Below are 15,404 nucleotides of genomic sequence, written 5' to 3'. Positions count from 1 at the left end.
CCCTGTTAGTTGCCCTGCGGCCAGAGCGGCATGGGGTGGCTTGCTTTCAGTTGCCGCAGGGTTTGTTCCCCGGCTCGTGGGGCTAGAGGTAATTCGCTGATGATTGGGAATTGATTGTTGCTAAGAGCCGCTGCCGTGAGGCTTAACAACTCACGAGGGGTTATATCGGTTTGCACTTCTTTTGAAAACTCTTTCAGAAGTTTGGGGAGTTTTGCGAGGGTGTTTGGCTGTCGCAATTGTCTAGACAGACCGTTCAGGATCCATTGTTGTCTTTGACGCCGACCGCTTTCTTCTTCAGGACCAGCGCGGTAGCGAACCAGTTGTTCTACCTGGCCTCCATTAAGTCTCTGCCGTCCTGCTTGCAGGTCCACCGAATAGTTCTGGGCATTGTCTTGGTGTTTAAAAGGCGCGTTGAGGTTGACCTCCACATCTCCGAGTCCATCGACAAGGACTCTTAGCGCTTTGCGGGGGATCACCACAAAGCGATGGGGTTGTCCTTTTCTAAGGCCGAGGATTTCCGCAATCACATCGGCGGTAAGGGCAATCCCCCCCCGCCCGTAACTTGACGCTAGTGGTTGCATCCCATTGCTTCCAGGCAGGGTCACAGCGAGTTCAATAGGCAGCTGAAGCACTTCAACAGGTTGCTTGGCCGCTACCTTCACGAGCATCAGGCTGTCTGCATTGGCTGAACCCATCGGTGCAGCTTGGTTTGTGAGATCGTTCAGTTGGTCCGAATCAATGCCCACTAACAAGATGATGATTGGTTGTTTGGGAAGCGGCGCTAGGGAGGTTGCTTTGTCCACTGATGGATCGCCTTTGGCGACTTGATCGGGCTTCGGCCAGAGCAGCCCCAGGGCCGTGCTTGCCAGCCAAAGACCACCCAGGGTCGCAGCCAGGCGTAGCAAGGTACGGCCTGGATATTTCCCCATCCAGTGACCCACGCTTGATGGCGTTGGCGTTTTGCCTGAATCTTGTGTAGGCATCAACCGTGTTGAGGACAGCGGCATCACAGTCTTGCTCAACTACAGCTCTTTAGGGTTAAAAGTCCAATGGCTTTTGGACTAACCGAGACTTCTGACAAGGCATCTTGCGAGTATGTAACGACCCGGCCTAAGCCCTTCCAAGATTGATTGGGGCTAATGGCTGATCTAGATGCTGACTTCGATCAGATTCCACTGTTGTTTTTATTTTCTGGTGTTTTTTGATGGTTGAGGGCAGTTCAGCGTTAGTCCGCACGACCGGGGTGTTACTTCATCCCACAGCACTGCCTGTCAGTCCAGTTTGCGGCAGTTTCGGTGCCCCTTCAAGGGCTTGGTTGCAATCACTTGCTCGCCATGACATTGGTGTGTGGCAGTTGTTGCCTTTGGCTCCTCCTGATGCGACAGGGTCTCCCTACAGCTCCCCTTCAAGCTTTGCTCTAAACCCTTGGTTGCTTGATGCCGATGATCTTGTTGATGAGGATTTCCTGTCTGCATCCGTTCTGCGTGAGTTGCCAGGAACAGTTCCTATCCAGGAGCCTTGCGCCTCGGTTGATTTTGCTTTGGCTGACCTTCGCAGTCAGCGACTTGGCATTGCCTTAAGGGAGGCTTGGCTTGAGCAGGCTAGAGATCAGCATCTTGCCTTTGAGAGTTGGTGTGGCAAGCAGTTCTGGCTTGAGGACCATGTTTTATTTATGGAGCTCCGTCGTCAGCATCAAGGCCTTCCTTGGTGGGAATGGCCGGAAGGCTTGGCAGCTCATCAACGTAGTGCCCTCAATGCCTGGAAAGGTCATCATCAGGAGGCTCTGCTTGAACATCGTTTGCTGCAATGGCAGCTTGATCGGCAGTGGCAAGCACTGAGACATCTAGCAGGCGAGCTTGGCGTTTTGTTGTTTGGTGATCTGCCTTTCTATGTTGCGCGCGATAGCGCTGACGTCTGGAGTCATCAGGGCCTGTTTTCGATTCTTCAAGGCGGGGAGCTTGAGATCCAAAGTGGTGTTCCCCCTGATTATTTCTCCAGTACAGGACAACTCTGGGGCACGCCTGTTTATCGCTGGTGGCGGCATCGCTTGAGTGGATTCCATTGGTGGCGTAGCCGCTTTGTGCGTCAATGGCAACAGGTGGATCTTTTACGCCTCGACCATTTCAGGGCGCTTGCGTCTTATTGGGCAGTTCCTGGATCCGATTCGACAGCGGAGCACGGGGAGTGGCGGTCTTCTCCAGGGGCAGCTTTATTGAAGAGGCTAAGGCGTGATGCTGGTGGCAGCTTGCCACTGATTGCAGAAGATCTGGGAGTGATTACTCCTGATGTGGAAGAGCTACGAGACCAATTTGGTTTGCCTGGAATGAAAATTCTCCAGTTTGCTTTTGATGGCAATCCCAGTAATCCTTATCTACCTGAAAATATTCAGGGTCATCACTGGGTGGTTTATACAGGCACTCACGACAATCCAACGACGCTGGGTTGGTGGCAGCAGCTTGATCTCGACGCCCGTGAGCGGGTCGCAGATCGATTGAAGGGTGCAGTTCATGCCCCTGGTTGGCAGTTGTTGGAGCTAGGCCTAGCGACAGAGGCGTGTTTAGTGATGACCCCAGTGCAGGATTTGCTTCATTTAGATGATGCAGCTCGTTTCAACACCCCTGGCACTGTCGAGGGGAATTGGTGTTGGCGGTTGTCTTGCTTTGATTCAGCTCTTGATGGGGCTCTGAGCGGCTATGGTGAGAGAGGAGCTGTCTGGGGACGTTCGCTTGAATCGGCAGCCGGTTTGCTGACGGCATCTGCGAGTCGGTAAATCCCAGGATGATTGGGTTCGGGAGTATGCGCCTGGCCCTTCCAAATGACGCTGTCCTCAGGAGCAGCTGGAGGCTTGATTTCTAGTAGGAGGGGTGGCCTCAATTGAAGAGTGAGTGTCCCCTGAGCTTCTCTGAGATTTGTGAGATCTTTTCCAGCACTGTTGATTTTGAGCATACGTGGCTGACTGAGATTGATCTCCAGTAGACCCATCTCATCCTGAGCTTGGTGCTGGATAAGGGTTGCGTTGAGCCATTGTTCTGGAGATCGTTTTCGTGCTTCTTTCAGGGGTCTTAGGCCATCAAGGGTGGGGTTGGCTGTCTTGCTTGCGTGCTGATCATCAAGGGACTCAAGGCTGACTGTGATTGGCGAGAGTGATTGACTGTTGAGTGCAGCAAGATGCTTTTGCTGGTGATTGAGGGCCAAGAGGCTGCTGAGCATGACCACGGCATAAATCACACTCCCTTGCCAGGTGGTGAAGACATCGATGCTGCCGGGGGTGAATCGCGTCAGGCCCCTGTTGGAATGAGTTTGGTTCCTGGCATTGCGTTCTGGCATGGCCCCGTTGAGGCTGCCTGGGGCTAGTTCAAGATGCTGCTCCAGCAGCGGCAGCATTGAGCACAAATAGGCTGGCTCTGGGAGTCGTTTGACCCACCCCCGTTCAATTGCTTCTAAAACGGGGGTAGTGATTCGTGTTTCTTCAGCTAATTCACGCAGGCTCATTCCACACTGTTCGCGACGCTCTCTGAGTTGACGACCAGCTTCCAGTAATGAGCTCTGGAATATCTGTTGTGGATCTTGTCTGGTTTCGACTTCAGATCTTGATTTTTGCCATGGAAGGTTTAGTCGCATCGGCGTTTCAATTTGATGGCTTTAGCAAGCTCATCAACACATTGAGGGCTTGGTGATTTTCAGTAAGGGAGTCCATTCTCTCTCGTCAAGAGCTCGCCAGCACCCTTCTGGTAATGCGTTTAGGGCAACATTTGCAATCGCAGTGCGTTGAAGGTCTAATACGGGGTGACCTAGTTGTTCGGCTACGCGACGGATTTGTCGGTTGCGGCCTTCCCTTAGAACAACCTTCAAAAGGCTTTGGCTTGGGTGTGATTGCAAAAGTTCTAGTTCAGCGGGCAAGGTTGTTTTCCCATCAAGCATGACGCCATGTCGCCAGCTTGAGAGCACTAGGGCTGAGGGTTTACCTTCCACCAAGACTTGGTAAGTCTTGTCATGTGCATAGCGTGGATGGGTCAATCGCAGCGTGAGCTCTCCTTGGTTGGTGATTAGCAGAGCTCCTCGGCTATCGGCATCAAGTCTGCCTACAGGATGAAGACCCTTGCATAGTTTGTCGGGCAGCATGCTGAAGACAGTCACTCGCCCGTGGGGATCATGACAACTAGTGATAACCCCCGCAGGTTTGTTGAACAGCAACACTCTTGTTTCGGTGTTGGAATTGAGCACACGCCCATCTACAGAGATCTTGTCAAGCTCTGGATCGGCCTTGTCGCCAAGTTTGGCAAGATGGCCATTCAACGTTACCCGCTCTTGCAGGAGGAGTTGCTCTGCATGGCGCCGGGAGCAGAGTCCTGACGCTGCAATTAGCTTTTGTAGTCTTTGTTGCTTCATGCCAATGTTGTCAGCATGGCTTTCAGCGGGCGTCGAGACCCAGCTGCACCATATCCATCTCCAAACATTTAATAGTTGGAAGAGTGTTTTGGAAGATGTGGTGAGGTTTTCGAGGGCATCATTATAGATAAGGATTTGCAAGTGCTTGGCGCATCAACAGACTGTCTCTATTGATGGCGCTTGAAGATAAAACGTTAATTCTCGATTTTAAAGCCTTCTTCATTTTGGCAATGGAGTGGAATTCGTCCGCAAGGCATTGATTTGTTCTTGGCAAACGATGGTAAATTAGGAAACCTGGTTGTTTCGTTATTCAGTATGGCTCCCTTGGCGGTGCTTTCAGATGTCGACCTGGTGCGTTCGTACCTGCGCGATATCGGTCGAGTGCCGCTGCTGAGCCATGAGCAGGAGATCACGCTGGGTCGTCAGGTGCAGGAGTTGATGTCTTTAGAGCAGCTTGAGTCTGAACTGGAAGGTCAAACAGGTGAGCCAGCGAGTCGTAAAGAGCTAGCGAAGGCAGCTGGCTTGAGTGAGTTGCAGCTCAAGAAGAAGTTGCAGAGCGGACGACGTGCGAAGGAGCGGATGGTGTCTGCGAACCTGCGCTTAGTGGTGAGTGTTGCCAAGAAGTACACCAAACGGAATATGGAGCTACTTGATTTGATCCAAGAGGGAACGATCGGCTTGGTGAGGGGAGTAGAGAAGTTCGACCCAACCCGTGGCTACAAGTTTTCGACCTATGCGTATTGGTGGATTCGTCAGGGGATCACGCGTGCGATTGCGGAGAAGAGCCGGACGATCCGTCTGCCGATCCATATCACGGAGATGCTGAACAAGCTCAAGAAAGGCCAGCGAGAATTAAGTCAGGAGATGGGGCGCACGCCAACAGTGAGCGAACTTGCAGAGTTTGTGGAGTTGCCCGAGGAGGAGGTGAAGGATCTGATGTGCCGTGCCCGTCAGCCGATGAGTTTGGAGATGAAGGTGGGAGATGGGGATGAAACGGAGTTGCTTGAGTTGCTTGCCGGGGAAGAGGAGTTACCGAGTGAGAAGGTGGAAGTGGATTGCATGAAAGGCGATTTACGTACCTTGCTAGAAAAGTTGCCCGAGCTGCAGGGTCGTGTGCTGCGGATGCGTTATGGAATCGACGGAGGGGAGCCGATGAACCTCACCGGGATTGCTAAGACTTTAGGAATGAGTCGCGATCGAACACGCCGTCTGGAGAGGGAAGGCTTGGCGTTGATGCGAACCTCTTCGTTTGAACTTGAGGCTTATATGGCGGTTTGAAACTTGCTTTTTAGTTTTCTGAGAGTCGACAACCAAAGCTAAGGTTTAGGGATTATTCCTGGATTAATTTATCCCCACTCTCGTCCGTATCAGTTGCATATTCTCTTCCCTTTGTCATTATCTGTTTAGTATGGAATGAATATAACTTAGTTGGATTATTGCTAAATCTTTGTGCTAATCGACAGATGGCTATTGTGGAATCAGAGCATTGATGAATAGCAGAGACTTGTATTGTGGAGTAGTTTCTTTCCCCCTATCGATTGTTATTCTTTATGCCCATATTTAGGTGGTTCGTGGAGTAAGGGTTTGCAGCATGCCATTTGCGATCTTGCGAGGGCTGAAGGTTCGCCTTAGCAGGCTCATTAAGGCCTTTATATCAGATGCGCATAAACGCTCGTCTTTGATCAATGTCATCAGTAGACGACTACGCAAAGTGGATCCATCTGGGCCAAGTAGCAGTTTTAGGCCTGCTCCTGCTACAGGGATTAGTTCTGCATCTGGTGCTACAGCGTCTTGGCTTATCACTTTCAGTAAACTTTCAATTCGCTCCAGGCGCAGGTGCCCATTATTATCAAAAATCACCTCCAACAGTTTCTCTCGCATCTCCATTGAGTCTCCTGCCAGTAGACGTTTGGCCACATATGGGTAGGCAATTGCGATGATCTTGAAGTCTGGATCTAGCCTTAATGCAAGACCTTCTTGACTAACAACAGCTCGGATGATCAAGGCAAATCTCGCCGGGACTCTGAAGGGGTAATCGAACATCAGTTCTGAGAAACGATCGGTGATTGCCTTGAAGTTGAAGGACTCCACTGATTCACCAAGAGAGCCACCAAGTACTTCTTCTAGTGCCGGTATGATTGTTGTTAGATCACTTGTTAGACTAAGGAAGCCCAGTTTTTGAAAGTCTTTAGCTAGCGCATTAAAATCGTTGTTGATTAGGTGAACTACTGCTCCAGTAAGAGTGAGACGATCGTCATCACTAATTGAATCCATCATGCCGAAATCGCAGTAGGCAAGATGACCCATCTTTTTGCTTTGACCACTGAGGGCAAAAATGTTGCCTGGGTGAGGATCAGCATGGAAATAGCCGAACTCAAAAAGTTGTTGAAGACCGCTGATGACGGCGGTCCTGATCAGTGCTGTTGGATTAAGAAGTTGGGCTTTTAACTCCTTGCGGTCTCGGAGCTTCGTGCCCTCGATCCAGCTTGTGGTTAGTACACGGCGGGATGACAACAATCGCTCCACCCTTGGGACCGTCACCGTTGGGTCTTTGGCGAAAAGAGCCGCAAATCGTTCAGCATTGTTAGCTTCTTGTTCGTAATCAATCTCCTCAAATAGGCTGCGACCGAATTCATCAATGATGTTGCCTAGTCCAAAGCCCAGGTTGAGCGGGAGCACTGGTGCTGACAGCACGCCGAGCAGGCGGATAATGACGAGATCGCGGCGCAAGATGAACGCCAGTTGAGGACGTTGTACTTTCACGGCTACCCATTGATTGCGGTGTAGGCGAGCTTTGTAGACCTGGCCCAGGCTGGCTGCAGCAATTGGTTGGCTAGGAAACTCTTCAAAGAGTTGACTAGCTGGAGCCCCAAGATCTTCTGCCAACGTGGCGAGGGCCGTGGCATGGTTGAAGGCGGGCAAATTGTCTTGGAGGCTGGTGAGTTCCTCGAGCCATTCACGCTTGATTAGGTCTGGTCGGGTGGAAAGGGCTTGGCCCACCTTGATAAAGCAAGGCCCGAGGTTGGTGAGGGTGATTAGCAGTTTTTTTGCGAGCCTTTTTTGTGCCTCTTCGTCGTTGTTAGAGCCCTGAGCCAGCACTCCCACCGCCAGTGTGAGCAGTGAGGTGAGCACATGAATCAATCGAGGTATCCACACCCAGGGCCTGGTTAGCAACCAGAGCAGATCCTGATTGGCGTCGTAACGCATCGGTGCTTTGCGGGATGCTGAAGCGGACGATGGATTGGAGCTGTTCAACAGACCGCCCGGGCACGTTGATCATCAGACTTTAGAAACGGCGATTCACCTTCATGGGCTTTCTTCCCCTGTTGACTCGCGACCGTGGTCGCAGGTTGCATCTTCCCGCTCATGGTCGTGGGGCTGGCTTGCCTGATGATCTGCGTGCAATGTTGCGCCATCGAGCTGGCATCTGGGATCTGCCGGAACTTCCTGAGTTGGGTGGGCCATTGATGCAGCAGGGGGCGGTGGCAGAGAGTCAAAGGCAGGCAGCGATTGCTATCGGGGCTGAGCGGGGTTGGTATGGCGTCAATGGCGCGACAGGCCTCTTGCAGGCTGCTCTCTTGGCAATAGCAAGGCCTGGTCAGGCTGTGTTGATGCCTCGCAATGTCCATCGCAGTCTCATTCAGGCTTGTGTTTTGGGCGATCTCACGCCTGTCTTGTTTGACCTGCCTTTCATGGTTGATCGGGGTCATGTGCTTCCCCCTGATGGACCTTGGTTGAAGGACGTTTTGAATGAACTTCCTATCGCTGGTGTTGAGATCGCTGCAGCTGTGTTGGTGCATCCCACTTATCAGGGCTATGCGACAGATCTCAAGCCCATGGTTGTTGAGCTTCATTCTCGGGGTTGGCCGGTATTAGTGGATGAGGCTCATGGTGCTCATTTCGCCAGTCGGGTGGATGCATCTTTACCTGATTCTGCGATCACAGCAGGTGCTGACTTAATCGTTCACTCATTGCACAAATCTGCTGCCGGTTTGACTCAGACGGCAGTGCTTTGGAGTCAAGGGGATCGCGTTGATCCCAAAGCTGTCGAGCGCAGTCTCGGCTGGTTGCAAACTACCAGTCCAAGCGCACTCTTGCTGGCTTCTTGTGAAGCGTCGCTGAGTGACTTGTGCAAGCCTGCAGGCTTGCACAAGCTGGGAACGCGCCTCAAGGATGCTCGCGAATTGGCGGTTCAACTTCGTCAGTTGGGATTGCCTTTGCTTGAAAACCAGGATCCCTTGCGGCTGATTTTGCACACCGCTGCAGAGGGTATCAGCGGACTTGAAGCAGATGCTTGGCTGATGGCCAGGGGGCTGGTGGGCGAACTTCCAGAACCAGGCTGCCTAACGTTCTGTCTTGGCTTGGCGCCTCAGCGTGGATTGGTCAGGTTGATGCATCGTCGCTGGCGGGGACTCCTTGCGGCCCAAGGTAAGGGCCTACCTTTGCCAGTCTTTACGCCCCCGCCACTGCCGCGCATCACAGCACCAGCAATGGCTTGTGGCTTGGCTTGGCGCGCTCAAAGTCGGAGAGTGTCGATTGCTGATGCGGTAGGGAGAGTCGCGGCGGAGTTAATCTGTCCCTATCCTCCAGGGATTCCCTTGCTAGTGCCGGGTGAGAAGCTGGATCACAGACGTGTGGACTGGCTTTTAGAGCAGCAGAACCTTTGGCCCGATCAGATCGCTGGTACGGTAAAAGTTATGGCCTTGTAAGACCATCAATGGTGTGGGCGTGATAGCAGAGGCCTTTCGATGGAGATTGGTTGCAGCCGGATCTTCCAGCCAGCGGATTATCAGTGGCCTGGCTGCTGGAGCTTTCGGTTTGGTGGTGGTTGCTTTAGGGGGTTGGTGGTTCACGGTTGGTTTGGGTGTAATCGTGCACCTTGCTTTGCTTGAGTTTTTCCGCATGGCGAAGTTCACCGGAATCAGGCCGGCGACGAAAACGACTCTTGTGGCCTGTCAGTTGTTGCTGATCAGTACACAGTGGGGAGTGGTTGGCGGGTTGCCATCTGATCTTGCTGCAGCAGTGCTGCCTCTTTCTGGCGCCGCCATTTGCGGTTGGTTGTTGCTTCAGCCGATCACCGGATCCATTGCCGACATCGCCGCCTCGATCTTTGGGTTGTTTTACTTGGGGTTTTTACCCAGTCATTGGTTGCGATTGCGTAATTTGAGTGCTATCGATCTTGCTCCTGGGCTGGGTCAGCTTCCTGGCTGGTGTGCAGGCTGGTTGACTTCTGGGATGGCGATCACTTTGGTGGCTTGCCTGATGATCGTCGCTAGTGATATTGGCTCTTATGAATTGGGACGTCGTTTTGGACGTCTACCTTTATCTTCTATTTCGCCTGGCAAGACTGTGGAAGGTGCTGTCGGAGGCCTGTTTTGCGCAATGACTATAGGGGCAGTTGCCGGTGAACTTTTGGCTTGGCCATTGGGGTTTTTGCTGGGCGTGGTGCTTGGAGTTTTGGTTGCATTATTTGCGCTGGTTGGAGACCTGATCGAGTCGATGATGAAACGAGATGCGGGTCTTAAGGATTCTGGTGATGCGCTGCCTGGTCATGGCGGCATCCTTGATCGCATTGATAGCTATCTCTTCACTCCTGCAGTGGTGTATTACGCAGTAACGCTGATCCTGCCTGTCATGAGTTAATGCGATCAGGGTGTTACTGATGCGCGACCCTTGAGGTGAAGTTGTCCACCGTTCAGAACGGCTTCTTCAATGTGAATAGCAGGGTCCATGGGTAGTGAAGCTTCTAAATCCACATCCTGGTGTCTAATCAGCACGGTTCCTTGATCCGCTCTGATTAGAAAACGTCGCCTTGCCGGTTCTTGTTGACCAATCACTGGAGCCTGTAATTCCAAGGTGTCGTTGTTGATTTGAAGTCCTCCAAGAGGCGTTATGCCAATGAGCTCTTCTGCTAGCCAATCGCCAAGCCATCTCCATGGATCTGATAGCAGGACCTGATTGAGGTCTTTGTCCGTGATTGATACAGTTCCCTGAAGATCGAAGCTTTGCTCGAGAGTCACAGCCTGGGCTGATTTGCCGAGGTTCATGTTCAGCCTGAGGGGGCCGCTTTTTAATTCGGCGTAATGCAATGGCAGGCCTTGAAAGATCACCTCCTTGGCCATGAGACTGACTCCTGAAAGACGACCTCTAAAGAGCTCCAGAGCAGATCCGTGCAGTTCCAGCTTCAGTTCACCAACGGCATCGCATTGTCGGCGGACCCAAATCTTTAGACCATTGGCGAGGAGTTGCAATAAAGGGCCGGTACTGGTGGTGGTGGATGAAGGATCTCCCATGGCTAGGACAAAGCTTGAAGCCAGCATTGGGCGACAATCTTGGGATGGTCGAGATGTGGTAAATGGCCGCAGTTGTCAAGTTCTTCCACTTGAGATCCCAGCAGGGTGAGGGCTTCCCGTCTCTGAGGTCCATTTAAAATACGGTCGTTGGCACCCCAGATCACATGAAGTGGTTGCTGGGGTAGCGGTGTTCCGCAATTGGCGATCCCTCCACTGCGGGCAAAGGCAGCTAGTGATCTCCTCCAGCCTGATACCTGTAGATGAAGGGAAGCGATTTGTTCCTCAGCATCTCCGACAGAGTTTTTGGGATCAGCGAAGGCTTGGCGGCAGATGCTGCGTCGCACGGCCGGTTGACTAAGGATCCATGCGCCCAGTTGATCTAGGCCTGGAGGGATAGGTTTTGGCCGTCCTGTTAATCCTGCAGGCGAAAGTAAGAGCAAGCGGTTGATTTGTTTTGGATGACGTCTAGCAAGCTCCATGGCAATAGCACCTCCCATTGATGCTCCGATGACTCCCACTGGAGAATTAGAGGGCAGATGGGCTAGCAGTTCATCGAGGTGACGGATGAGCGCCTCTTGTCCATAGTCAGCGGCAGGGGGACGGGGAGTGAAGCCAAAACCATACAAATCCGGAATCACAAGCTGATGGTGAGGGCTTAATAACGGAGCTAGGCGTCGGAATTCAAGGAAGCTGCTATCAAACCCATGCAGCAGAAGCACTGGAGCCCCCTCGCCAGTAATGGCTACTGGGTAGGACTCAGGCTCTGAGGTCGAGCATGGGACAAGCCCCGGTAAAGACCACCACTGAACTTGATTGGCCAGGTCACGGGCTAATGGATCCAGAAGTTGTGGTGTGAGCTGACGTAAAAGGGTCTCTGACGAGGCGATTGTTTGGGCTGCCATTCCAGTTTTGAGGTTCAAGAGGCTGCTATTCGCTTGGTGACTGTGGATTCGACTGGGACCGGGCCATTGTCGCTAGCGCCGAGGAGTGCTTCGAGTAGGGCGTTGGAATTGACGGGAAACGGCAGTTGGTATAGGTCAGAGCCTTTTTGACAGGCGAATTGGCAGACCTCATGCAGCTCGTGAAGACTCAAATTCGATAGGCCCAGATCCTCAAGATTTACAGGCAGATCAAGTCCTTTGAGGAATGGAATCAGCTGTCGCCTTGCTTGTCCGGCCAGTTGATGGCCTCCAATAATCTCCTCAAGACGCAACTGTACGAGAATCCCGTAACCCACCTTTTCTCCATGAAGGACCTCATGGCAATCTTTTAATTGCGTGAGTGCGTTGTGTACCGCGTGGGCAGCGGCAGTACGGCAGCGAGAACCGCCAATCCCTCCGATCAGCCCTGCAGTTAGTGCGCAGGCTTCGGCAACCCTGATCCAGGCCAGGCTGTTTTGATCTTTCAGCGCTTCAGGCCCATCAAGCAGCAGCTGATCGCGCAAGACCCTTGCCATCTGCACAGCTTGTTGAATTAAGCCATCGTTGCTGGAGCCATTGCTGACAGACGCTTCGTACCATTTGGCGATTGCATCTGCGATGCCGCTTGCGAGAGTCCTGGGAGGAGCCTGACGCACGAGACCATGATCAAAGATCATCAGATGTGGACATCGAGCCAGAACTTGATCGCGTTGAAAAGCACCTGTTGGTGAATAGATATTGGCGAGGGCGGTCCAACCGGCACAGGTGGCTGCACTCAGTGGAACTGTGATGCATGGGATGCTTAGCCGATGGGCCAAAAGCTTCCCGGCATCTAGCACCTTGCCCCCACCTGCGGCAATCACACCGTCGCAGGAGTTGTACAAGGCAAGAGCATTGATCCGCTTGAGATCCATCTCGCAGCAATCGTGCTTGAGCTCAGCAGAAACTGTGTTGAGTCCAAGGTCCCTGAGGTTGTTGAGTAATCCCTGGCGTAACTCAGCCGTGGCGATGCTGCGTCCAAGCAGTAAAGGTGAGCGGCAAATCGAGGCAATGAGTTGATGGCTTTCTTCCCACGCCCTTTCTCCCCTAACAACCTTTTCGGGGGCTATGGAGTGAGCGCAGTGAGACACCTCCTCAGGCAAATTGTTTTTGTTCATTGATGTAGGAGAGGTGTCAGACTCCTGCTCCAGCGAGTTCCGGTGTGGCAGTAGTTTTGCTGACATGGCGTACAACGATTTGCTTGTTGTCATCCACATCCATCTCCGCAGCATCACCGTCCTTGATGCGGCCAGTAAGCACTTCCTCAGCAAGACTGTCTTCCATGAGTCGCATGACGGCCCTTCGTAGCGGCCTCGCTCCATAAGAGGGGTTGTATCCCTCTTCCACTAGTCGTTCTTTGAATGCATCTGAAACAGTGAGAGTGATCCCTTTGTCTTGCATGCGAGAGAACACTTCTTGAAGCATGATCTCAGCGATTTCTTTCACCTCATTTCTACTGAGTTGGCGGAAGACGATAATTTCATCGAGACGGTTCAGAAATTCAGGACGGAAGTATTGTTTTAGTTCTTCGTTGACAAGGGATTTGATTCGGTTGTATTGACTGTCTTCTGCGTTTTCACCTGAGAATTCGAAGCCAAGTCCTCCGCCTCCTTTCTCAATCACTTTTGAACCGATATTCGAAGTCATAATGATCAATGTATTCTTGAAGTCCACTGTTCTTCCTTTGGAGTCAGTTAGTCGACCATCTTCCAATAATTGAAGCAGCAGGTTAAAAACATCTGGGTGTGCCTTTTCGATTTCGTCGAAGAGCACAACGGTATAAGGTCTGCGACGAACAGCTTCGGTGAGTTGTCCCCCTTCGTTGAACCCCACATAGCCAGGAGGTGATCCGATCAGCTTGCTGACCGTATGTCGCTCCATGAATTCCGACATGTCTAGTCGGATCATGGCTTCTTCGCTACCAAAGAAGTAGGTGGCTAGAGCTTTGGTTAGTTCGGTTTTGCCGACGCCAGTAGGGCCTGAAAAGATGAAACTGGCAATGGGGCGATTGGGGTTTTTGAGGCCTACCCTGGCTCGACGGATGGCTTTCGAGACTGCTTTGACGGCTTCATCTTGGCCAATCAGCCTCTGGTGGAGGGTTTCCTCCATGTTTAGGAGCTTCACTGATTCGCTTTCGGTGAGCTTTTGTACAGGTACTCCGGTCCAAGCTGCCACGATGTTGGCAATATCTTCTTCTGTCACCAGTGGTGTGGTGAGATGAGGAATTAATGCAGCTGTTGTGTTTTTTTCAGGTTGAGGTGTTGGAGTCTCATCGCTGGAACGAACAGCATTTTCCGCCTCAGCGGGGGGCGATTCCTCACTGCCTTGGCGACTGCTTTGAAGCAGAGTGCGGATCTTTTCTCTTAGCTCAACTTCTTTTTCACGTAATTCCCCGGCTTTGGCGAAGTCCTGATCACGAACGGCATCTTCTTTTTCCTTTTGAACCTTGCGTAATTCTTTGTCAACCTCTTTTGCCGCAGGGGGAAGTTTGGAGTTAAGCAAACGCACGCGGCTGCCAGCTTCATCGATTAAGTCGATGGCCTTATCCGGCAGGAAGCGATCAGAGATATAGCGATCGCCTAGGTTTGCTGCGGCATCTAGGGCTTCGTCTGTGATTTTTAGGCGGTGATGCTGTTCGTAGCGCTCCCTCAATCCTTGCAGGATCTCAATGGTTTCAGCGATCGATGGTTCGCCAACCATGACTGGCTGAAATCGGCGTTCTAGGGCAGCATCACGTTCGATGTGTTTTCGATATTCGTCAAGAGTGGTGGCACCTATGCACTGCAGTTCTCCTCTAGCTAGTGCTGGTTTGAGAATGTTGGCGGCATCGATGGCACCTTCTGCAGCGCCTGCCCCAATGAGTGTGTGCACTTCATCGATGACAAGGATCACGTTGCCTGCGGCTTTGATCTCTTCCATGATCTTTTTGAGCCGTTCTTCGAACTCTCCCCGGTATTTGGTTCCAGCAACTAGCAGGCCGATGTCGAGGGTTAGAACTCTCTTTTCTTCAAGGATGTCGGGAATATCTCCCTGTTGGATGCGTTGAGCTAGGCCTTCAGCAATTGCTGTTTTCCCAACTCCAGGCTCTCCAATCAGTACAGGGTTGTTCTTTGTGCGTCTTCCGAGGATCTGAATAACACGATCGATTTCATTTTGTCGCCCGACAACAGGATCAAGCTTGGATTCATTGGCTAGCTGGGTCAGGTTGCTGCCGAATTCATCAAGTGTGGCTGTTTTCGTTGAGCCTTTGCCTCCACCTCCGCCTGCAGTGACCTCGGCGGTTTCTCCGAGCATGCGGATTACTTGGGTGCGCACCTTTGCTAGGTCTACACCAAGGTTTTCGAGGACTCGGGCTGCTACACCCTCTCCTTCTCGGATGAGACCAAGCAGTAAATGTTCTGTACCGATGTAATTGTGGCCAAGTTGTCGGGCTTCTTCTAGAGAGAGTTCTAGTACGCGCTTTGCTCTGGGAGTAAAGGGGATTTCTACGGCGACGAAGCCTGAACCACGGCCAATGATCTTTTCAACTTCAACGCGGGCGTCTTTAAGGTTCACGCTCATTGACTTGAGAACCTTCGCTGCCACACCTGTGCCCTCACCGATCAATCCCAAAAGAATCTGCTCGGTGCCCACGAAATTATGACCAAGACGCCGGGCCTCTTCCTGGGCCAGCATGATCACCTTGATGGCCTTCTCGGTAAACCGCTCGAACATGGTCCGGGGCACGTGAATCTATCTCTAACTTATCAGGGTTGGTGTTGGA

Annotated in this window: 12 protein-coding genes; 4 read left to right on the top strand and 8 right to left on the bottom strand. The window is 52.1% G+C overall.

Annotated features, from left to right (window positions below):
• Nucleotides 1–5 precede the first annotated feature (5 nt).
• Nucleotides 6–1,007, bottom strand: coding sequence for an LCP family protein (locus tag AKG35_RS05760; protein ID WP_011130444.1), 1,002 nt, complete (start codon nt 1,005–1,007; stop codon nt 6–8).
• Between the two features lie 197 nt (nt 1,008–1,204).
• Between AKG35_RS05760 and malQ the strand changes: the two genes are divergently transcribed.
• Nucleotides 1,205–2,770, top strand: a complete 1,566-nt coding sequence (malQ, locus tag AKG35_RS05755) for a 4-alpha-glucanotransferase (RefSeq protein WP_011130443.1) — start codon at nt 1,205–1,207, stop codon at nt 2,768–2,770.
• Here malQ and AKG35_RS05750 read toward each other — a convergent pair.
• Both AKG35_RS05750 and AKG35_RS05745 read right to left on the bottom strand, forming a co-directional pair.
• Nucleotides 2,692–3,621, bottom strand: a complete 930-nt coding sequence (locus AKG35_RS05750) for a helix-turn-helix domain-containing protein (protein WP_011130442.1) — start codon at nt 3,619–3,621, stop codon at nt 2,692–2,694. The genes malQ and AKG35_RS05750 overlap by 79 nt on opposite strands.
• Nucleotides 3,622–3,654: 33 nt before the next feature.
• Entirely contained in the window at nt 3,655–4,389 is a 735-nt protein-coding gene (locus AKG35_RS05745) for a pseudouridine synthase (protein ID WP_011130441.1), read from the bottom strand.
• Between the two features lie 315 nt (nt 4,390–4,704).
• Here AKG35_RS05745 and AKG35_RS05740 point away from each other — a divergent pair, with 315 nt between their 5' ends.
• Complete coding sequence (locus tag AKG35_RS05740; protein WP_011130440.1) at nt 4,705–5,667, top strand: RpoD/SigA family RNA polymerase sigma factor; 963 nt, start codon at nt 4,705–4,707, stop codon at nt 5,665–5,667.
• Between the two features lie 282 nt (nt 5,668–5,949).
• Here the strand turns inward: AKG35_RS05740 and AKG35_RS05735 are convergent, their stop codons facing one another.
• Entirely contained in the window at nt 5,950–7,596 is a 1,647-nt protein-coding gene (locus AKG35_RS05735; RefSeq protein ID WP_011130439.1) for an ABC1 kinase family protein, read from the bottom strand.
• Nucleotides 7,597–7,697: 101 nt separating this feature from the next.
• Between AKG35_RS05735 and AKG35_RS05730 the strand changes: the two genes are divergently transcribed.
• The gene (locus AKG35_RS05730; RefSeq protein WP_011130438.1) at nt 7,698–9,098 is read left to right on the top strand and encodes a lysine decarboxylase; all 1,401 of its coding nucleotides are present in this window, start codon (nt 7,698–7,700) and stop codon (nt 9,096–9,098) included.
• 19 nt (nt 9,099–9,117) lie between these two features.
• Nucleotides 9,118–10,032: a phosphatidate cytidylyltransferase gene (locus AKG35_RS05725; protein WP_011130437.1), complete on the top strand. Its 915-nt coding sequence runs from the start codon at nt 9,118–9,120 to the stop codon at nt 10,030–10,032.
• A gap of 5 nt (nt 10,033–10,037) precedes the next feature.
• Here the strand turns inward: AKG35_RS05725 and AKG35_RS05720 are convergent, their stop codons facing one another.
• Genes AKG35_RS05720 through AKG35_RS05705 form a run of 4 tightly spaced genes read right to left on the bottom strand, consistent with a single transcriptional unit; the run spans nt 10,038 to nt 15,355 of the window.
• The gene (locus tag AKG35_RS05720; RefSeq protein ID WP_011130436.1) at nt 10,038–10,682 is read right to left on the bottom strand and encodes an LmeA family phospholipid-binding protein; all 645 of its coding nucleotides are present in this window, start codon (nt 10,680–10,682) and stop codon (nt 10,038–10,040) included.
• Nucleotides 10,683–10,684: 2 nt separating this feature from the next.
• Nucleotides 10,685–11,584, bottom strand: a complete 900-nt coding sequence (locus AKG35_RS05715; protein WP_011130435.1) for an alpha/beta fold hydrolase — start codon at nt 11,582–11,584, stop codon at nt 10,685–10,687.
• Between the two features lie 14 nt (nt 11,585–11,598).
• A complete protein-coding gene (locus AKG35_RS05710) occupies nt 11,599–12,759 on the bottom strand; it encodes an iron-containing alcohol dehydrogenase family protein (RefSeq protein WP_011130434.1) in 1,161 nt (386 codons plus the stop codon).
• Between the two features lie 16 nt (nt 12,760–12,775).
• Nucleotides 12,776–15,355 carry an ATP-dependent Clp protease ATP-binding subunit gene (locus AKG35_RS05705; protein WP_011130433.1) on the bottom strand — a complete coding sequence of 860 codons (2,580 nt, stop codon included), beginning with the start codon at nt 15,353–15,355 and terminating at the stop codon, nt 12,776–12,778.
• Nucleotides 15,356–15,404: the final 49 nt, after the last annotated feature.

The organism is Prochlorococcus marinus str. MIT 9313 (genome assembly GCF_000011485.1).
GTDB classification, from domain to species: Bacteria; Cyanobacteriota; Cyanobacteriia; order PCC-6307; family Cyanobiaceae; genus Prochlorococcus; species Prochlorococcus marinus_D.
The sequence above is the reverse complement of the archived record's forward strand: the minus strand, read 5'-3'. Positions and strand labels throughout refer to the sequence as shown.